Annotated in this window: 16 protein-coding genes; 4 read left to right on the forward strand and 12 right to left on the reverse strand. The window is 71.8% G+C overall.

Going from position 1 to position 19136, the window contains the following annotated elements; all coding sequences use genetic code 11:
• Positions 1 to 41: 41 nt before the first annotated feature.
• The 3 genes from DEJ11_RS11005 to DEJ11_RS11015 are packed head-to-tail and all read right to left on the reverse strand — an operon-like array spanning position 42 to position 2002.
• Complete coding sequence (locus DEJ11_RS11005; protein ID WP_111103447.1) at positions 42 to 614, reverse strand: hypothetical protein; 573 nt, start codon at positions 612 to 614, stop codon at positions 42 to 44.
• Between the two features lie 8 nt (positions 615 to 622).
• Positions 623 to 805, reverse strand: a complete 183-nt coding sequence (locus DEJ11_RS11010) for a hypothetical protein (protein ID WP_111038571.1) — start codon at positions 803 to 805, stop codon at positions 623 to 625.
• 15 nt (positions 806 to 820) lie between these two features.
• Positions 821 to 2002: a cysteine desulfurase family protein gene (locus tag DEJ11_RS11015; RefSeq protein ID WP_111029170.1), complete on the reverse strand. Its 1182-nt coding sequence runs from the start codon at positions 2000 to 2002 to the stop codon at positions 821 to 823.
• Between the two features lie 59 nt (positions 2003 to 2061).
• Here DEJ11_RS11015 and DEJ11_RS11020 point away from each other — a divergent pair, with 59 nt between their 5' ends.
• From DEJ11_RS11020 to glgB, 3 genes are all read left to right on the forward strand, one after another.
• On the forward strand, positions 2062 to 4161 hold the full coding sequence (locus DEJ11_RS11020; RefSeq protein WP_111103449.1) for a glycogen debranching protein: 2100 nt from the start codon (positions 2062 to 2064) through the stop codon (positions 4159 to 4161).
• Positions 4162 to 4335: 174 nt separating this feature from the next.
• Positions 4336 to 6336, forward strand: coding sequence for an alpha-1,4-glucan--maltose-1-phosphate maltosyltransferase (locus DEJ11_RS11025; protein ID WP_171907870.1), 2001 nt, complete (start codon positions 4336 to 4338; stop codon positions 6334 to 6336).
• On the forward strand, positions 6333 to 8894 hold the full coding sequence (glgB, locus tag DEJ11_RS11030; protein WP_111103451.1) for a 1,4-alpha-glucan branching protein GlgB: 2562 nt from the start codon (positions 6333 to 6335) through the stop codon (positions 8892 to 8894). Before DEJ11_RS11025 ends, glgB begins: the two co-directional genes overlap by 4 nt.
• 211 nt (positions 8895 to 9105) lie before the next feature.
• Here glgB and DEJ11_RS11035 read toward each other — a convergent pair whose 3' ends face one another.
• Both DEJ11_RS11035 and DEJ11_RS11040 read right to left on the reverse strand, forming a co-directional pair.
• A complete protein-coding gene (locus DEJ11_RS11035) occupies positions 9106 to 10116 on the reverse strand; it encodes a tetratricopeptide repeat protein (RefSeq protein ID WP_111103453.1) in 1011 nt (336 codons plus the stop codon).
• The gene (locus tag DEJ11_RS11040) at positions 10113 to 11855 is read right to left on the reverse strand and encodes a DUF8094 domain-containing protein (protein WP_111054720.1); all 1743 of its coding nucleotides are present in this window, start codon (positions 11853 to 11855) and stop codon (positions 10113 to 10115) included. The genes DEJ11_RS11035 and DEJ11_RS11040 overlap by 4 nt, the downstream gene beginning before the upstream one ends.
• 184 nt (positions 11856 to 12039) lie before the next feature.
• Between DEJ11_RS11040 and DEJ11_RS11045 the strand changes: the two genes are divergently transcribed.
• Positions 12040 to 13881 (forward strand): coiled-coil domain-containing protein, encoded by a 1842-nt coding sequence (locus DEJ11_RS11045; RefSeq protein WP_181440821.1) that lies wholly within the window; start codon positions 12040 to 12042, stop codon positions 13879 to 13881.
• A gap of 87 nt (positions 13882 to 13968) precedes the next feature.
• Here DEJ11_RS11045 and DEJ11_RS11050 read toward each other — a convergent pair whose 3' ends face one another.
• The 7 genes from DEJ11_RS11050 to pyrH form a co-directional block, all read right to left on the reverse strand.
• Positions 13969 to 14718 carry an alpha/beta hydrolase gene (locus DEJ11_RS11050; RefSeq protein WP_111103454.1) on the reverse strand — a complete coding sequence of 250 codons (750 nt, stop codon included), beginning with the start codon at positions 14716 to 14718 and terminating at the stop codon, positions 13969 to 13971.
• Positions 14715 to 15017 carry an Rv1322 family protein gene (locus tag DEJ11_RS11055; RefSeq protein WP_111103455.1) on the reverse strand — a complete coding sequence of 101 codons (303 nt, stop codon included), beginning with the start codon at positions 15015 to 15017 and terminating at the stop codon, positions 14715 to 14717. The genes DEJ11_RS11050 and DEJ11_RS11055 overlap by 4 nt, the downstream gene beginning before the upstream one ends.
• A gap of 12 nt (positions 15018 to 15029) precedes the next feature.
• Positions 15030 to 15944 carry an aggregation-promoting factor C-terminal-like domain-containing protein gene (locus DEJ11_RS11060; protein ID WP_245166192.1) on the reverse strand — a complete coding sequence of 305 codons (915 nt, stop codon included), beginning with the start codon at positions 15942 to 15944 and terminating at the stop codon, positions 15030 to 15032.
• A gap of 147 nt (positions 15945 to 16091) precedes the next feature.
• Positions 16092 to 16640: a DivIVA domain-containing protein gene (locus DEJ11_RS11065; protein ID WP_071406375.1), complete on the reverse strand. Its 549-nt coding sequence runs from the start codon at positions 16638 to 16640 to the stop codon at positions 16092 to 16094.
• Positions 16641 to 16724: 84 nt separating this feature from the next.
• Positions 16725 to 17669 (reverse strand): phosphatidate cytidylyltransferase, encoded by a 945-nt coding sequence (locus DEJ11_RS11070; protein WP_111038634.1) that lies wholly within the window; start codon positions 17667 to 17669, stop codon positions 16725 to 16727.
• A gap of 65 nt (positions 17670 to 17734) precedes the next feature.
• On the reverse strand, positions 17735 to 18289 hold the full coding sequence (gene frr / locus DEJ11_RS11075; protein ID WP_027465871.1) for a ribosome recycling factor: 555 nt from the start codon (positions 18287 to 18289) through the stop codon (positions 17735 to 17737).
• A 47-nt stretch (positions 18290 to 18336) separates the two neighbouring features.
• A complete protein-coding gene (gene pyrH, locus DEJ11_RS11080) occupies positions 18337 to 19056 on the reverse strand; it encodes a UMP kinase (protein ID WP_071406376.1) in 720 nt (239 codons plus the stop codon).
• Positions 19057 to 19136 lie beyond the last annotated feature (80 nt).

Genomic DNA, 19136 nt, shown 5'->3' on the forward strand with positions numbered 1-19136 from the left:
GCAGGTCGGCACTGCCCTGTGGTTTCGGAGTGGTCACGGGCTCAGGCTACCGGCGGACGTGCGTCCACCTCGTCGCTCCCGGTGAGCACTTCCGCAGTGCCGCCACCTGGCCGAGACCGCGCGACCGCCAGTGCCTGCTCAGCCGACGCGAGGAGCACCGGATCACTGGCCCGTCTGAGTGCGACGGCGAGTGTGAAGTCCTCGACGGCACGGTCGACGCTCCCGGCTGCGAGCAGCGCCTTGCCTCGGTGTTGCCGCATCACGGCCTCGCGAGTCGTGCCGATGCACTCGGCGACGAGGAGGTCGTACTCGCGCACAGCGGTGCGGGTGTCACCGAGGTCACGGTGGCAGTCGGCCCGCAATGCTCGGACACGCTGCGTCGAGGCGACCCGTTCGAGGCGACGAAGCGCATCACCCGCCTTGCCGGTCCACAGCAACTCGATCTCCTCACGGAGGGGGTCGTCTGCCGATCCTGCGCGGAACGCAGCGAGGTCGGTGATGACCGGACGGAGATCGGCGGACCGGATTCGCCATCCGGGGCCGCCCTCGACGTCGTGCGTGGCGCCCGTCCCCCGAGTGTGCGGCGTTCGAGGTTCCGGGATGCCGGCTGTCATGGGCGGCGTCAGCGTCGCAGCCGAGATCGCCGGTGTCCCACCTGGGCACTGACCAGGACGACGACCGCGCAGACGAGGGTGACGAACCCGAAGGGCCGCGATCCCGGGTGGGTGAACAGCGCGACCGAGACCCCGAAGAACACGATGCCGAGCAGGGCGAAGACGACCCACACGGCGGACGATCGAAGCATGCCCGGAGTCAACCACTACCGCCCGAGCAGCGGCTCCCGCGACGCCATCCCCGCGGCACCGGCCCGAGCGACCGCATCGGGCAGTGCCGTCAGGAACGCGTCGACGTCGGCATCCGTCGTCGTGTGGCCGAGCGTGATCCGGAGCGCACCACGGGCGTCCTGCTCCGACAGTCCCATCGCGAGCAGCACGTGCGACGCCTCGGGCACACCGGCCTGGCACGCCGATCCGGTCGACACCGCGACCCCGGCGGCGTCGAGCAGGAACAGGAGCGAATCGCCCTCACACCCGGGGAACGTGAAGTGCGCGTTGCCGGGCAGCCGGTCGACCGGGTCCCCCATCAGCACCGCAGACGGCACGGCCGCACGGACCCCGGCGACCAGGCGGTCCCGCAGGGCGACGAGCGACGGGTGCGGCATCGGCTCGGCGACGACCGCGCTGGCCGCGACACCGAAGGCCGCAGCCGCCGGGGCGTCCTGCGTGCCGCTCCGCACCTGCCGCTGCTGCCCACCGCCGTGGATGAGGGGTTCGACGGTGGCCTTCCGCCCGAGCACGAGTGCGCCGATGCCGACGGGCCCGCCGATCTTGTGCGCGGAGACGCTGAGGGCGTCGAGGCCGGACCCGGCGAACGACACCGGCACCTGCCCGTAGGCGGCGACCGCGTCGCTGTGCACGGGCACGCCGGCGGCGTGCGCGAGCTCGACGATCCGTGACACGGGCTGGATGGTGCCCACCTCGTTGTTCGCCCACAGGAACGTGACCAGGGCGACGTCCGAGGCGTCGGCGAGTCGCGCCTCCAGTCCGGCGAGGTCGACGCGACCCTGCGCGTCCAACGGGACCACGTCGATGACGGCACCCTCGTGCGTCTCCAGCCAGGTCAGGGTGTCGACGGTGGCGTGGTGCTCGCCGCCCGGGACGACGATGCGGGGCCGCTGGCGGTCGCGCTGGCGAGCCCAGAACAGGCCCTTCACGGCGAGGTTGATGCTCTCGGTGCCGCCGGAGGTGAACACGACCTCCACCGGATCGGCGTCGAGTGAGCGGGCGACGGCGGCGCGGCCGTCCTCGAGCAGCATCTTGGCGCGCTGACCGGCGCTGTGGATGGACGACGGGTTGCCGACGGTGCCCAGGGCATCGGTGAAGGCGGCGAGCGCCTCCGGCAGGATCGGCGTCGTCGCGGCGTGGTCGAGGTAGACCGACAAATGCACCCCCTGGATCGAGCAGTGTCCAGGATACGCGCCGGTCCTCGTACCCTTGTCGCGTGCACGAGACAGCGATCGACCTGACACCGGGGTTCTCCCTGGGCGGGACCGTCCCCCGGTTCACCCTGCGGTCCGCGACGGCGACGGACGTCGTCCTGGTCGTGGCAAGCGCGGGGAGCGCCGACGGAGCCGACCCCTCCGACGCGCGGCCGACACGGTACGCGCTCGAGCGGGTGCCGGACACCGACGTGTGGACCGGCGAGGTCCCCGGGGTCGTGCCCGGCGACCGCTACCACCTGCTCGTGGACGGGCCGGTGGGGCCGCGGCACGAGTTCGACCCGACGCGTCCGTTGCTCGACCCGTACGCGCGGGGCATCCTGCCGACCGGCGACAACGAGGCGTCCGGCCCCCGCTGGACCAGCGTGGTCGTCGACGACGCGTTCGACTGGGGCGGCGTCGTGAAGCCGCAGGTCCCGCTCGACCGTGCCGTCGTCTACGAGGCGAACGTCCGCACCCTGACGGCCGCGAACCCGCACCTGCCGGAGCACCTGCGCGGCACGTACGCCGGGGTCGCCCACGAGAGCACGATCGCGCACCTGCACCGCATCGGCGTCACGACGCTCGAGTTGCTGCCCGTGCAGGCGTTCGACACCGAGCGGTGGCTCCGCGATGCCGGCCGGCAGAACGCCTGGGGCTACAACACGCTCGGGTTCTTCGCCCCGCACGCCGCCCACGCCTCGGCGCCGGCGCAGCAGGAGGGCGCCGACGCCGTCCTGCGCGAGTTCAAGGGCATGGTCCGGCTGCTGCACGAGGCCGGCATCCAGGTCGTCCTCGACGTCGTCTACAACCACACCGCGGAAGAGGGCCTGGGTGGTCCGACGACGAGCCTGCGCGGCATCGACGGTGCGAACCGCTACCGCTGGGCGCGGACCGACCCGCCCCGCCGGGACACCTACTACGACACCACCGGGTGCGGGAACACGCTCGACACCTCGGTCGAGGCGACGGCGGACCTCATCGTCGACAGCCTGGTGTACTGGGCGCGCGAGGTCCAGGTCGACGGGTTCCGCTTCGACCTGATGGCCGCCCTGGCCCGCGACGGCGAGCACCGGTTCGACCCGTCGCACCCGCTGCTCGAGCGCATCCGGAACCACCCGGACCTGCAGGACACCCTGGTGATCGCCGAGCCGTGGGACGTCGGCCCGGACGGCTGGAAGACCGGTGCGTTCGGCGCGGCCGGCCACCGCACGAGCGAGTGGAACGACGGGTTCCGCAACACGGTCCGCCAGTTCTGGCTCACCGACATCGCCGAGGAGCGCCGCACCGGCCTGCCGCAGACCGGGATCGGTGCGCTCGCCGGAGCCCTGACCGGGTCGCGTCACGTCTTCGGCGCCGACCGCGGCCCGCTGGCGAGCGTCAACTTCGTCACCGCGCACGACGGCTTCACCCTGCTCGACCTGGTGTCGTACGACGGCAAGCACAACGAGGCCAACGGCGAGGACAACCGCGACGGCTCGAACGACAACCGCTCGTTCAACCACGGCATCGAGGGTGACACCGCCGACCGCGGGGTCCGCGCCGCGCGCGGCCGGTCGATGCGCAACCTGGTGGCGACCCTGATGCTCTCCGCCGGGGTGCCGATGCTCACCGCCGGCGACGAGCGGAGCCGCACGCAGCACGGCAACAACAACGCCTACGTGGTGTCCGACGACCTGACCCCGGTGGACTGGTCCGACGACGAGGACGCCGAGACGATGACCGAGGCCGTCGCCGCGCTGGCCCGGTTCCGGCAGGCGCACCCGTCGCTCCGCCCCACACGCTTCGGCGTCGAGGGGCAGGAGACCCCCGGGGCCTCGCGGATGTCCTGGTACGGGCCGGACGGGCACCCGATGACGATCGAGGGCTGGGACCAGCCGGTGCACCGCGCCCTGCAGTACTTCGTCGAGTCGACGCCGGAGCACGAGCCCTTCGACCGCGTCCTGGTGGTCGTGCACGGCAGCGGCCGCACCCGCGACCTGACCCTGCCGGTGCGCGAGGACGTCCTCGGGTACCGCCTGGCCTGGTCGAGCGAGAAGCACCGCGACCACGAGCGCCTCCGTCCCGCCGGGCAGGTCTTCACCGCCTACGGTCCCGGCATCCACCTGTTCGAGGTGGCGTAGCGCCGAGCAGGCGGGTGCGGCCCGGCGTCGCGACCGGGTGGCGGACGGGAGGCCCGTGGCGGCCCCGCCACGGGCCTCCCGTCCGGTCCTCAACAGGCTCCACGGCGCGCCCGGCCCTCCACAGCGGGCCGATTCCGGGGAACGCGGAGCCGCTCGCCGGGTAGCGTCGCTTCCGTGGCCACCGCAGACCGACCCCGCCGCCCGAAGATCGGGCGCATCCCGATCACCGAGCTCGCCCCGAGGACGCCGAACGGCTTCCCCGGCAAGGCATTCGACGGCGAGGTGATCACGTTCGGTGCAACCGTCTTCCGAGAAGGACACGGCATCATCGGCGCCGACCTCGTCCTCGAACGCCCAGACGGTGGAACCCGCACCGTCCCCATGACCCTCGGTGCCCCCGGCACCGACCGCTACGAAGCCACGGTGCAGGTCGACCACGTCGGCGTCTGGACGTGGCACGTCGAGTCGTACTCCGACGACTGGGCGAGCTGGCTCCACGGCGCACGCCTGAAGATCGCGGCCGGCGTCGACACCGAGGCGACCCTGCTCGACGGTGCCGTGCTGCTCGACCGGCTGGCCGAGGAGACCGACTCCCCCGCCGCCACCCGTGCCGCCGCACGCGTCCGCGACACCGACCTCGACCCGGCCGAGCGCCTGGCCGCCGTCGACGACCCGCGGATCGTCGCCGAGGTCGAGGAAGCCCCGCTCACCTCGCTCCGGACCCACTCCGCCACCCAGCTGCTCGACGTCGAACGCACCCGCGCCGGCGTCGGCGCCTGGTACGAGTTCTTCCCCCGCTCCGAAGGCGCGAAGAAGAACCCCGACGGCTCCTGGAAGAGCGGCGACTTCCGCACCGCTGCCCGCCGTCTGCCCGCCGTCGCCCGGATGGGCTTCGACGTCATCTACCTGCCGCCGATCCACCCCATCGGCACCACCGCCCGCAAGGGGCCGAACAACACGCTCACGCCCGGGCCGAACGACCCCGGCAGCCCCTGGGCGATCGGCTCCCCCGAGGGCGGGCACGACGCGATCCACCCCGACCTCGGCACCGAGGACGACTTCCGCGACTTCGTCGAGACGGCGAAGAACACCGGCATGGAGGTCGCGCTCGACTTCGCGCTGCAGTGCTCCCCCGACCACCCCTGGGTCACGCAGCACCCGGAGTGGTTCACGCAGCGTGCCGACGGATCCATCGCGACCGCCGAGAACCCGCCGAAGCGCTACCAGGACATCTACCCGATCCAGTTCGACACCGACCCCGAGGGCCTGGTCACCGAGGTCGAGCGTGTCCTGCGCCACTGGATCGCCTTCGGCATCCGCATCTTCCGCGTCGACAACCCGCACACCAAGCCGCTCTGGTTCTGGGAACGCGTCATCCGTGAGATCCGCGACGAGCACCCCGACACCGTCTTCCTCGCCGAGGCGTTCACCCGCCCGGCGATGATGCGCGCGCTCGCCGAGGCCGGGTTCCAGCAGTCGTACTCGTACTTCACCTGGCGCAACACCAAGGACGAGATCGAGGACTACTTCACGGAGCTCTCGCACGAGACGAGCGACTACCTGCGCCCGAACCTCTTCGTGAACACGCCCGACATCCTCACCGAGTACCTGCAGTTCGGCGGCCGTGCCGGCTACAAGGTGCGCGCGGCACTCGCCGCCACCGGCGCGCCGACGTGGGGCATGTACGCCGGGTACGAGCTGTTCGAGGACGTCGCCCGTCCGGGCTCGGAAGAGAACATCGACAACGAGAAGTACGAGTACAAGCCGCGCGACTTCGCCCTGGCCGAGGCCGAGGGTGCGTCCCTGGCGCCGTACGTGACGATGCTCAACCGCCTGCGTGCGGCGCACCCCGCGCTGCGACAGCTGCGGAACCTGCACGTGCACGCCGCCGACGACCCGGCGATCGTCGTCTACTCGAAGCACCTGTCGGGCGAGTACATCCGGTCAGGGCGCCCCGACACCGTGATCGTGGTCGCCAACGTCGACCCGCACTCCGCCCGTGAGACCACCGTGCACCTGGACCTCGCCGCACTCGGTCTGCCGACCGAGGGCCTGTTCGACGTCCGTGACGTCGTGACCGGTCAGCGCTGGACCTGGGGCGCGTCGAACTACGTCCGCCTGGACGCGTTCCAGGAGCCCGTGCACCTGCTCGTCGTGGAAGGACCCCACCGATGACCCCCGAACCGACCGACCCCACGAAGCGCGGACCGGCGGTCCCGCCGGTGCCGCCTCCGCCGCCGGCCGTGCCGCGGTACGAGCCGAAGGTGTCCGCGCCCGACGAGGACCTGCCCGGCGCTCCGCCGGCGCAGCGCGAGGCGCCTGACCGCGGCGTGGCGGAGTCCGCCACGCTCGCCGGGCACCCCGCCGACCCGACGCACCCGCGGCAGCCGTCCGTGGCAGCCGCGGCATCGTCGGACGCCCCGACGGCCCCGACCGGCGGCGCTGCACCCGTGGTCCGTCCGGCCTCCGTCGACGCGCCGGTCGCCCCCAGCGCCGCTGCTCCGGCGTCGGCTGCTGCCTCGGCTCCGGCCACCGCTGCCGCCACCGGCACGGCCGCGGATCCGCGTCCGGCTCCGATCGAGGACTGGCTGCGTCTGCAGGTGGCCGAGGGCCGCTGGTCCCAGCCGCACGACGTGCTCGGCCCGCACCCGGTCGACGGTGGCACCAGCGTCCGCGTCGTCCGGCACCTGGCCCGCGCGGTGCGCCTCGTGCGCCCCGACGGCGACGACATCGAACTCACGCACGAGGGTGACGGGCTCTGGGCCGGCGCCACTGCCGAGACCCTCGGTCGCTACCGCGTCGAGTCGGAGTACGACTACGACGAGTCCACGGACGAGGACGACGCCACCTGGACCACCGACGACGCGTACCGGTTCGCCCCGACGCTCGGCGAGCTCGACCTGCACCTGTTCGGCGAGGGCCGTGACGAGCAGCTCTGGCACCACCTCGGCGCACACGCCCGCACGGTCGACGGTGTCGACGGTGTCGCGTTCGCCGTCTGGGCACCCCGGGCGACCGCCGTCCGCGTGATCGGTGACTTCGAGGGCTGGGAAGGCCGCACCACCGCGATGCGCCGTCTGAGCGACCTCGGCGTCTGGGAGCTGTTCTGGCCCGGCGCCGTCGTCGGGCAGCGCTACAAGTTCCAGATCCTCACCGACTCCGGCTGGGTGGAGCGGGCCGACCCCTTCGCCCGCGAGGCCGAGATCGCGCCCGCCACGGCCTCCGTCGTCACCGAGTCCACGTACACGTGGTCCGAGGGCGACGCCGCTTGGATGGAGCGCCGCGCACAGACCACCACGCACGACGCCCCGATGAGCGTCTACGAGGTGCACCTCGGCTCGTGGCGCCCCGGCCTGTCGTACCGCGAGGTCGCCGACCAGCTCATCGGGCACATGGAGTACACCGGCTTCACCCACGTGGAGTTCCTGCCGCTCGCCGAGCACCCGTTCGGCGGCTCGTGGGGCTACCAGGTCACCGGGTACTACGCGCCGACCGCACGCTTCGGTTCGCCGGACGACCTGCGCTACCTGATCGACCGCCTGCACTCCGCCGGCATCGGCGTGATCATGGACTGGGTTCCCGGGCACTTCCCGAAGGACGAATGGGCACTCGGTCGCTTCGACGGCTACGCGCTGTTCGAGCACCCGGACCCGCGCCGCGGCGAGCAGCTCGACTGGGGCACCTACGTGTTCGACTTCGGACAGCCGCAGGTGCGCAACTTCCTGGTCGCGAACGCGCTGTACTGGTTCGAGGAGTTCCACATCGACGGTCTGCGGGTCGACGCGGTGGCCTCGATGCTGTACCTCGACTACTCCCGAACCGACTGGCTGCCGAACATCCACGGCGGCCGCGAGAACCTCGACGCGATCTCGTTCCTGCAGGAGACGAACGCGACGGCGTACAAGCGCTACCCCGGCATCGTCATGATCGCCGAGGAGAGCACCTCGTGGCCGGGCGTGACCCAGCCGACGAGCGCCGGCGGACTCGGCTTCGGGCAGAAGTGGAACATGGGCTGGATGCACGACTCGCTCGAGTACGTGCAGCGCGACCCCGCGTACCGCAGCTACCACCACGACGAGATCACCTTCTCGTTCGTCTACGCGTTCAGCGAGCAGTTCACCCTGCCGATCAGCCACGACGAGGTCGTGCACGGCAAGGGCTCCCTGTACGGCAAGATGCCCGGCGACGAGTGGCAGAAGCTCGCCAACGTGCGTGCGTACCTGGCGTTCATGTGGGCGCACCCCGGCAAGCAGCTGCTCTTCATGGGCCAGGAGTTCGCCCAGCCCGCCGAGTGGTCCGAGGCGAAGGGCCTCGACTGGTGGCTCCTCGACCAGCCCGGCCACCGCGGTGTGCAGGACCTCGTCGCGGAGCTCAACCGCGTGTACAAGGACTCCCCTGCGCTCTGGACGCACGACTCGACGGCCGACGGCTTCGAGTGGCTCGAGGGTGGCGACGCACCGCACTCGACCCTCGGGTTCCTGCGGAAGGACGGCGACGACCGGGTCGCGGTGTTCGTGAACTTCTCCGGCGTGCCGGTGGAGCGTCGCTTCGGGCTGCCGACCGCCGGCGAGTGGCACGAGGTGCTCAACACCGATGCTGCCGAGTACGGCGGCTCCGGAGTCGGCAACCTCGGCGTCGTCACCGCCGAGGACACCCCGTGGGCGGGCCGCCCCGCCTCGGCGCACCTCGTGGTGCCGCCGCTCGGTGCCGTCTGGCTGAAGCTCGCCCAGTAGCCCGGCCAGCGTCCGCGACGCGACCGACCGACAGACGGGAGGCCCGGTGCCAGCTGGCACCGGGCCTCCCGTCTGTCTCGTCCCGGGCGAGCGGTTGTGCTCGGGACGCCGTCGTGTCCTCGAGACGCCCCCGAGACGCCGAGACGCCGCCGGATTCGGCGGCGTCTCGGTGTGACGACGGCGTCTTCTTCGCCGTACGGACCCCGCAGGTCTAGTACAGCGCGTTCGCCAGGCGGCGACGCGCCGCGACGACGCGCGGGTCCTCGCTGCCGATGAGCTCGAAGTACTCGACGAGCCGGACGCGCAGGGCCTCACGGTCGTCGCCGAACACCGTCGGCACCAGGTCCAGGAGACGTCCGAACGCGTCGTCGACGTGCCCGCCCGAGATGTCGAGGTCGGCGACCGCGAGCTGTGCCTGGACGTCCTGGGGCCCGGCGGCTGCTGCCGCACGGATCTCGTCGGCCGTCCGGCCGTTCAGCCGGTCGAGCAGCGACACCTGTGCGAGTCCCGCGACGGCCATCTGGTCGTGCGGGTCCTGCAGGATGGCGGTCTTGTACTCCTCGATCGCGGTGGCGTAGTCGCCCTGCTCGATCGCGTCGTACGCGGCCTGGTGGTGCGGCGGGAGTGGCTCCGGCTCCGGCTCGCCCTGCTCAGCGTCGACGTCGGTCGCAGCGCCGGCGACGGTCACGCGACCGGCCACGCCGTTCTGCTCGGCAGCCTGGAGCACCTGCTCGTAGACGTCGCGGACCTGCGCCTCGGGCAGTGCCCCGACGAAGAGCCCGAGCGGGCGTCCACCGATGACGGCTGCGACGGTCGGGATCGACTGCGCCTGGAACGCCTGCACGAGCTGCGGGTTCGTGTCGGCGTCCACCTTGGCGAGCACCACGCGGCCGTCGTACTCCGCGGTGAGCTGCTCGAGGATCGGCGAGAGCTGCTTGCACGGCCCGCACCACTCGGCCCAGATGTCCACGATGACCGGGACGACGTTCGACAGCTCCAGGACGTCCTGGAAGGTCGCGTCGGTGACGTCGATCACGAGCGACGGGACGGTCAGGTCGGCACCGTTCGCGGTGCCAGCCTCGGTGCCGGGAACGGCTCCGCCGGCGGAACCCGCCGGCGCCGGAGCACCGGACGGCTGGGACGGCCGCTGTGCGCGGTCGACGAGGGACGACAGGTCCACGGCTCCGCGGAGCCCGGACGGGGTCGGGGGGATGTTGCTCATTGCACCTCACTCGCTGCGGTCAGGCCCTGTGTGAACCCGAGCAGGACCACTTTGCCATCCGAGGCGACCGGCGGCACGTAGAAGAGCAGCTGGACGCTGTAGGTCGCGCTGATGCCCTTCTTGCTCGTGTCCACGCCGGACAGTGCCTTGACGGCACCCTCGGTGTTCACCTCGGCGCCCGACGCGGTCGGGGTCACCTTCTCGATCTCGTCCAGGTCGGCGGAGACCAGGGCGCCGGCGTCGTCGGTCGCGATCGCGACGGCGGAGTCGGCGGGCACCTCGGACGAGTACTCGATCTTCGCCGTGTCCGGCAGGGCCTTGGCCTTCTTGTCCTTGTACGCCTTGCCGATGGTGGTGCGGAGCGCATCGCCCTCGGTCGCGAACAGGTCGGCGTACTCGCTGGCGGTGTCCTTCGACAGGATGTCGCCGTAGGCGGTCGCGACCTGGTCGGGCTGGATCGTCAGGAGCTTCGACTCCGGCGCGAGCAGGGCGGCACCGATCGTCGTCGGGGCGAGGCTCGGGATCTTCGCGTCGGCCTCGAGCGAGACGTCGTACGCCACCTTGTAGGGATCGCGGGCCGTGTCCTGCACCAGGGTCAGGGCCTGCGGTGCCGACTTGGCGTCACAGTCCTCGGCGACGATCGTGAAGACCGTTCGGGGCCAGGTGTCGGTCTGCTGCGGCAGCGCGACGCACACCTGCGCGGCCGAGATCGCCGGCGGTGCCTTGACGTCCGAGTCTTTGCCGCGGATCGAGTAGTTCGCCAGACGGAGGTCGAGCGCCGCGCCGGAGAACCGGGTCCGGACCAGGTCACGGTCGCGCGCCCCGTCGGCCTGCTTGGCGACGGCGGCGGTCCGCTGCACGATGCGGGTGATCTGCTGCTTGGTCGCAGCCGTCGGCTCGGTGGTCTCAGCAGCCCCCGTGGCGGTGGCCGTCGGGGTCGGTGTGGCGAGCGACGGGTCGCCGCCCTGCGGCCAGTAGTCCGAGGAACAACCGGCCAGGGTCAGGGCGCCGACGAGCAGCACCGGGACGCCGATGAGGGCGCGCGTGCCGCGACGACCGCGACGCGGGACCTGGGCACCGGCGGCGGCGGCGCGACGGGACGCACGCACCCGCGGCGGGCGGCTGCCACCACTGCGACGGCGGGGGCCGCGGCCACGGCGCTGGTGCAGGAAGGCGAGGACGAGCAGCACGAGGCCTCCGAGGACGAACACGCCGCCGGCCACGAGCAGCGGACCGACCGCCGGCGTCGCGGTGTCCTGCGGCCAGGTGACGGACACGTCGCTCGGTGCTGCGGCCTTGCCGTCGCTCACGACGAGGACCGAGACGTCCTGCGGCAGGCGGACGGTGAACTGCCCGGCACCGTCGTACTCCTGGTACCAGAGGTCGCTGCCCTTCGGCGACGGGACGCTGGTCTCGCTGCCCGAGGTCGACCCGACCAGCGAGCCCTTCTCGGCGTCGAAGCGGAGCGTGGTGTGCTCGGCGTCACCGATCCAGGCGTCGACGTCGGCGGTCTTGCCGTAGGCCGCGAAGACCTTGCCGGAGCCGGACACGTTGATGCGCTGGTAGCCGGGGTTGGCGTTGAGCGTCGTCCCCGGGATCACGGTCACCGGGGCGGAACTGGTCGTCGAGCTCTCGGCCACGAGCGAGGACGGCGGCGCGAACACGGTCCGCTGTCCCACCGCCAGCGCCACGAGCAGCAGACCGATGACGAAACTGACGATCGCCAGGACGAATCGCACGAACTCTCTCCCTACCGCGCCGGGGTGGGGATGTCGGCGCGCGAATCAGCGACTCAGGATAGCGAGCAACGCTGGACAGCGCATCAATCCGCGCTGTCGCCGGACTCAGACGACCCGCTCCGGCCGCCACTACAATCGACCGCGGGCCGATCCGGGCCCTCCGCCGAGCACCCAGGAGCGACACGTGGCGAACGACGAGGCCGAGTTCGGGACCGAGCTGCGGGGGTACCGCCGCGACGAGGTGGAGCGTTCGCTGAACGACCTGCGCCGCGAGCTCATCAAGTCGAACAACGACCGCGCCGACGCCGCGAAGGAGATCCGTCTCCTGCAGGCCCGGGTCTCCGAACTGCAGGGCGAGCTCGACGAAGCCGGCACCCCCACGTACAGCGGTCTGGGCACCCGCCTCGAGTCCACCCTGCGTGTGGCCGAGGAGCAGTCGACCCGCCTCATCAGCCAGGCGGACATCGACGCCCAGCGCCTCCGGGCCTCGAGCCGTTCCGAAGCCGAGCGCACCGTCCGCGAGGCCCAGGAGGAAGCGCGCGACACCCTCGAGGACGCCCGCACCCGCGCCACCAACGAACTGACCCGCGCCCGCGCCGAGGCAGCCGACACGGTCGAACGTGCCCGCGCCGAGGCCGGTCTCCTCACGCAGGACGCCCGCAACGAAGCCGCCGCGATCCGCGGGGCCGCCGTGACCGAGGCCGCCGAGGTCCGTTCCGTCGCCATCCGCGAGACGAACGCACTGCGCGCCCAGGTCGAGCACGAGGTCGCCGAGCTGCGCGAGATCGCCCAGCGCGAGTCCGCCGACGCCCGCACCGCTGCCGCCGAGCTCGACCGCGAGACCGAGCACCGCCGTTCCGTCTTCGAGGCCGACCACGCCCGCCGCACCGAGGACCTCGACCGCGAGGAGACGACCCGGCGAGAGGCCCTGGAGCGCGAGGTCACCGAGGGCCGTGCCGCCTGGCACCGTGAGCGTGACGAGGAGCAGCAGGCACACGCGCTGGCACTCGAGACCGGTCGCGCCGAACTCGAGTCCGAGGTCACCCGCCGCCGCGCCGAGCTCGACTCCGAGGTCGCGGACCGCCGCCGCGAGCTCGACGAGGAACTCGCCGCGGCCCGCGCCCAGTGGGACCGCGAACTGGCAGCAGCCCGCACCTCACTCGAACAGGAGATCGAGGCGGCCCACGCGCAGCTCCGCGTCGACGAGGAGCAGACCCGCGTCGAGAACGCGCGCCTGGTGCAGGAGACCGCCGACCGGATCGCCCGGGAGCTCGAGGAGCACGACGCCCGGATCGCGCAGGAGCGCGCCGAGGCCGATGCGGCAGCCGAGCGTGCCGTCCGGGAGCACGAGACCGCCATCGCCGCCCGACGCGAGCGCGAGCACGCCGAGGTCGACACCGAGATCGCCGACCGCCGCACCGCCGAGCTCGGGGTGCTCGAGGCCGAGCGCACCGCCCTGCGGCAGGAGATCGACACCGCACGCGCCGCCCTGGTCAAGGAGCGCGACGAGGTCCGCGCCGAGATCGCCCGGGAGCGCGACGAGGCCCGCACGACGCTCGAGTCGGAACTCGCGTCCCGCCGCGACGACGCCGAGCAGGACTACCTGCGGAAGCACCACGAGACGGTGACCGAGACGCAGAAGTACCTGGACGAGGCCAACCTGCAGCTCGCCGAGGCCACGCGCCGCGCGACCGAGGCCCGCGAACGCGCCGAACGCCTGCAGCAGGAGGCCGACGACCTCGAGCGCACCAGCACGGCCGAGGCCCAGGAGCACGCCCGCACCATCGTCGCCGACGCGCAGGACCGCGTGCACCGGATGGTCGCCGACGCCGAGGAGCGCACCGCCGGCGTCATCGCCGAGGCCGAGGACCGCCTGGCGGCGATCCGCACCGAACGCGAAGCCGTCGCAGGCTACCTCGAGAACCTCCGCGGGGTCCTCACGAACGCCACGGGCCTGCTCGGCACGGCACCCGCCGCAGCGTCCGCTGCGGACGCTGACGACGACGTGGACGCGACCGACCGCTGACGGTGCACGGCCTGGAGGCGCGACCCGCGCCTCCAGGCCGTCCCACCTGGTGCAGGGGGCGGGCCGCAGGGCGTCGTACGGACGTGCTCAGACGGGCCAGTGGGTCGGCAGCGGGGCGCTGCCCGGCACGACGAGGTCGGCGATCGCGTCGAGGACGATCCGCACGTACCGCTCCCCCACCCACAGGTGCTTCGCACCGTCGACGGGCACGACCCGGACGTTCGGGGCGAGCGCGAACCGTGCCGCCGCGGCCTCGGGCTGCAGGAAGTCGTCGTGCTCGGGGACGAGCGCCACGACCGGGACCCCGACGGCAGCCCAGCGGGCGAGCTCCTCGTCCGAGGTGCGGTGCAGCGGCGGGGACAGCAGGACGACACCGGCGACCGTGCCGGCCTCGACGTGTTCGAGCGCGTGCTTGAGGATCACCTCGGTGCCGAAGGACCACCCCACCAGCCACGGGGTCGGCAGGCCGCGGTCGACGACCTCGGCGACGGCGGCGCGCAGGTCGAAGCCCTCGGACACGCCCTCGCCGAAGACGCCCTCGGACGTGCCGCGCGGGGACGTGACGGACCGGAAGTTGAACCGCAGCACCGCGATGTCGGCGAGGGCGGGCAACCGTGCCGCGGCCTTCTTGAGGACGTGCGAGTCCATGAACCCGTGCGCGGTCGGCAGGGGGTGGAGCGTCACGATGGTCCCGCGGGCCGGGGCGTCGGCCGGCTCGGCGAGCTCACCGACGAGCGTCAGGTGGTCGTCCGTGACGAGCTCGATCTCGGTACGACGGGCCGGCAGCACGGTGGCGGACCGGATCTCGGTGTCGTGCGGCACGTCGTGCTCGGTCATGCGATGCTCCAGCAGTGGTTGTGCCAGTGCCGGCGCGACGCCAGGTCGGCGGCGTCGCCGAGCACGCCGTCCGCACGCCAGACCACCACGTGGGCGGTGCCGGGCAGGACGGTTCCGCCGCACCCCGGGCAGATGTACTCCTTCTGCGCCGACGCGGCCGAGATCGGCTGCACCTGGTACTCGCGACCGTGGCGGACCTCGGTGCGCTTCCACGAGCTCATCAGCCGGTCGAGGGTGGTCTCCTCGTCAGGCTCGACGTCGCGACCACGGGGACGCCGCGGCCGGTTGCTGCGCGGCACCCGAGCAGCCGATCAGTACCAGTTGTTGGCCTGGCTGTGCCCCCAGGCACCGCAGGGGGTGCCGTAGACGCCGGCGATGTAGTTGAGACCCCAGGTGATCTGTGTCGCCGGGTTGGTCTGCCAGTCGGCGCCGGCCGTGGCCATCTTGCTGCCGGGGAGGGCCTGCGGGATGCCGTACGCACCGCTGGGGTTGTAGGCGTTCACCCGCCAGCCGGACTCCTTGTTCCACAGCGAGACCAGGCAGTTGTACTGGTCGGTGCCCCAGCCACGAGCCGTGACCTGCTGCAGGGCGATCGCCTGCGCGCTGCCCGGGTCGGGCGTCGCGGCGGTGGCGGCGAGCGTGTTGGCGGCCGAGACCGGCTGGGTCTCGGTGGCCGCGGCGTCCGCGCTGTCGTCGGTGGTCTCGGCGTCGGCGTCGGCTTCGTCCTCTTCGACGACGGGCTTGACGACCTTCGGGGCCGGGACGGTGACGTCGTAGCCGTCACGGTCGGCGGCGGCCACGGCGTAGGTGCCGTGCGCGGTGTACTGCTGCGGCGCCGGCGGCGTCTTCACGAGCACCGGGGTGTCGACGGCGGCCTGTGCCACGTCGGCCTGCAGCGGGTTGAACAGCGACCCGCCGACGAACAGGAACACGCCGACGAAGGACATCATCGGGGCGACCGCGCGCTTGCGGGCGACGGCGTTCACCGACGACGCGGTGGGCTTCACGAGCTTCGGCGTCGCACGGCGCTGCACCGTCGCGGTGCGCTGCTTCGCGGGACGCTGGTCGGCCTCGACCAGGGCATCGTGGGCGAAGGACGCCACACGCTCGTCGGAGACGCGGTTCGCCGCCACCGACTTCGGCGTGGCGACCGGACCCGTCGTCGCGGGCGCTGCCTGCGGGGTCACCCCGAACGCCGACGTCTCCGTCGTGCGGGTTCGCTGCATTGCCGCGCGGCGCTCACCGGAAGCCTGGAGGCTGAGGTGCTCGCGGGTATCGCGGTCGGAGCTTGAGTCTGCCGTGTGCCTGCCCATGAGTAGGACCAGGGTAACGGAACGATCACGGAAAGCGAAGCACCTGGGGACAGCGCGTCGTCACCGGACAGCGAGCATCACTTCGACGACGGCGTCGAGCAGGGCGTCGACCTGCGCCTCGCGGTACCCGCCGTGCTTCGGGCGGAAGACGATCGAGCGGACCTCGGTGAGGCTGAGCGGCTTGCCCTCGCGGAAGTACCCGGCGAGTCGGGCGGCGAACGCGTCGACGTCCTTCGGGTGGTAGCCGGTGCCGAGCACGCTGACCCGGCTGAACCGCTGCCCGTCGGGCCGCTCGAGCCGCGCCACGACGTCGGAGGCCTTCGTCCGTGCCTCGGCGTACCAGGCCTTCTTGCCGACCTCGCTCATCTCCCGCTCACGCTCGCGGGCCGCGAAGGCGTCCTCGAGTCGCTCGAGTGCGGCGTCGACGTGCGACGTGGAGTAGCCGCCCTTGCGCATCGAGAACGCCGTGGCGCGGATCTTCGCGGCCTCGATGCCGGGGGCGCTGTCGTCGGCGGAGTACGCGCGCCGGGCGTCCTCGAGGAAACGCTCGACTTCGTCGACGTCGTAACCGAGGGCGGAACGGGCTGCGGTCGGGAAGGTGGTGGCCACGGCGTCATTCTGCCAGTCCCGGACCGTGGCACAACCTGGACGCGCTGAGTGCGGCGTTCAGCCCGGCCCGACAGCGGTCAGTGGTCAGTGGTTGACGACGAGGTACAGCACGTAGGCGACGGCGGCGGACGGCAGGATGCTGTCGATGCGGTCGAGCAGGCCGCCGTGTCCGGGCAGGAACGACGAGATGTCCTTGATGCCGAGGTCGCGCTTGATCATCGACTCGGTCAGGTCCCCCAGCGTGGCCGAACCGGAGATGAGCACACCGAGCAGGACACCGGTCCACCAGGGCAGCCCGAGCATGAACACGGCCACCAGGATGCCGACGACGATGCTCGCCGCCACGGACCCGGCGAAGCCCTCCCACGTCTTCTTGGGGCTGATGCGGGGTGCCATCGGGTGCTTGCCGAGGTTCAGCCCGGTGGCGTACGCACCGGTGTCGACCGCGACGACGACGAGGATGAACCCGATCACCCAGAGGTTGCCGTCCGGCTGGGCGGAGAGCAGCACGACGCACGCGCCGAGCAACGAGATGTAGGCCTGGACGAACAGCCCGTTCGTGAGGTCTCGGGCGACGTTGCCAGCCGGGGGCTTCTGCCGCGCGACGGCGACCTCGACGAGTCGCCAGACGCTGATCAGGACGATGCCGCCGAGCAGGGTGAACAGCGCCGCGACCTGGCCGAGCAGGAACGCCGCCGGCACGATCGCGATCGCGACGGCGACGCTCGGGATCCGCGGGACGTCGCGGCCGGCGAACCGCATCGCGCTCGTGAGTTCGTAGACGCCGACGCCCAGCAGGAACGCCGCGACGACCATGAAGGACGGCGGCCAGAGGAGCAGCGTGCCGAGCATCACGACCGCGAACGCGAGCGCGATGCCGATCGCCGCCGGCAGGTTGCGCCCGGTCCGCGCGGTCAGCGCTTCGTTGCGCGCGCCGAAGTCGGCCTTGCGCTGGCGGAGCTGCGCCTCGAAGTCGGTGCGCGCCGCTCGTGCGCGCGCATCGAAGTCCTGACGGAGCCCCTTCTTCACGGGCCCGCTCGACGCGGGCCCGTGCTCTGCTGTGGGGCGGTCATCGCCCTGGTCGGAGCGACGCATCAGACCTCGAGGAGTTCGGCTTCCTTCTTCTTCAGCGACTCGTCGATCTGGTCGACGTGCTTCTTCGTCAGGGCCTCGAGGTCCTTGTCGCCGCGCGAGATCTCGTCGTCGGAGATCTCACCCTTGAGTGCATCGAGGTCGTCCTTGGCCTTGCGGCGGATGTTCCGGACGACGACCTTGTGGTCTTCGCCCTTCGTCCGCACGAGCTTGACGAACTCCTTGCGGCGGTCCTTGGTGAGCTCCGGGATCGTCACGCGCACGATGTCGCCGTCGTTCGTCGGGCTGGCACCGAGGTTCGGGAAGGTCGCGATCGCGCGCTCGATCTCCTTGAGCGCCGTCTTGTCGTACGGCGTCACGATGAGCGTGCGGGCCTCGGGCGTCTGCAGCGACGCGAGCTGCGCGAGCGGCGTCGGCGTGCCGTAGTACTCGACCGGGATCTTCTGGAAGAGTGCCGCGTTGATGCGGCCGGTGCGGACGGTCGAGAAGTCGTCCTTGGCGACCTCGACAGCCTTCGCCATCTTCTCGGTGGCTTCGGTCAGGACATCACTGATCACGGTGTTACTCCTTCGGTACTGGCGTCGAGTCTAGTCAGCGCCGGGGGTCAGTTGCTGACGACGGTGCCGATGCGCTCGCCACGGATCGCGGCCTGGACGTTGCCGTCGCCCTCCATGCCGAAGACGTGCATCGGCATGCCGTTGTCCATGCAGAGCGAGAACGCGGTGGCGTCGACGACCTTGAGGCCCTTGAGCAGCGCGTCCTGGTAGGTCACGTGGTGCAGCTTCTCGGCGGTGGCGTCCTTCTTCGGGTCGGCCGTGTACACGCCGTCGACGCCGTTCTTGGCGACGAGGACCTCGTCCGCCTTGATCTCGAGCGCACGCTGCGCCGCCACCGTGTCGGTGGAGAAGTACGGCAGTCCGGCCCCGGCGCCGAAGATGACGACCCGGCCCTTCTCGAGGTGCCGCTCGGCGCGCCGCGGGATGTACGGCTCGGCGACCTGGGTCATCGCGATGGCGGACTGCACGCGGGTCGCAGCGCCCGCCTGCTCGAGGAAGTCCTGCAGCGCGAGTGCGTTCATCACCGTGCCGAGCATGCCCATGTAGTCGGCTCGCCCGCGGTCCATGCCGCGCTGCGAGAGCTCGGCTCCGCGGAAGAAGTTGCCCCCGCCGACGACGATCGCGATCTCGACCTCGCGCGCGGCGACGGCGATCTCCTTGGCGATGGTGCCGATCACGTCGGGGTTCACCCCGAGGGAGCCGGCGCCGAACGCCTCTCCCGACAGCTTCAGCAGAACGCGGCGTCGTCCGGTCTTCTCGTCGGTCATCTGGTCCGCACCCTTCGTCGTGGTCTCGTGGAAATGTACTCGCGGATGTGTCGCGCGCGTGTCGTGCCGGCGCGCGCGAA

This window comes from Curtobacterium sp. MCLR17_058, from assembly GCF_003234705.2.
In the GTDB taxonomy this organism is placed as follows: Bacteria; Actinomycetota; Actinomycetes; order Actinomycetales; family Microbacteriaceae; genus Curtobacterium; species Curtobacterium flaccumfaciens.

Coding starts and splice junctions, on each gene's coding strand:
- DEJ11_RS11060 (WP_245166192.1), bottom strand. CDS start 15,944: ATGCAGCGAACCCGCACGACGGAGACGTCGGCGTTCGGGGTGACCCCG.
- DEJ11_RS11010 (WP_111038571.1), bottom strand. CDS start 805: ATGCTTCGATCGTCCGCCGTGTGGGTCGTCTTCGCCCTGCTCGGCATC.
- DEJ11_RS11050 (WP_111103454.1), bottom strand. CDS start 14,718: ATGACCGAGCACGACGTGCCGCACGACACCGAGATCCGGTCCGCCACC.
- DEJ11_RS11035 (WP_111103453.1), bottom strand. CDS start 10,116: ATGAGCAACATCCCCCCGACCCCGTCCGGGCTCCGCGGAGCCGTGGAC.
- DEJ11_RS11005 (WP_111103447.1), bottom strand. CDS start 614: ATGACAGCCGGCATCCCGGAACCTCGAACGCCGCACACTCGGGGGACG.
- pyrH (WP_071406376.1), bottom strand. CDS start 19,056: ATGACCGACGAGAAGACCGGACGACGCCGCGTTCTGCTGAAGCTGTCG.
- glgB (WP_111103451.1), top strand. CDS start 6,333: ATGACCCCCGAACCGACCGACCCCACGAAGCGCGGACCGGCGGTCCCG.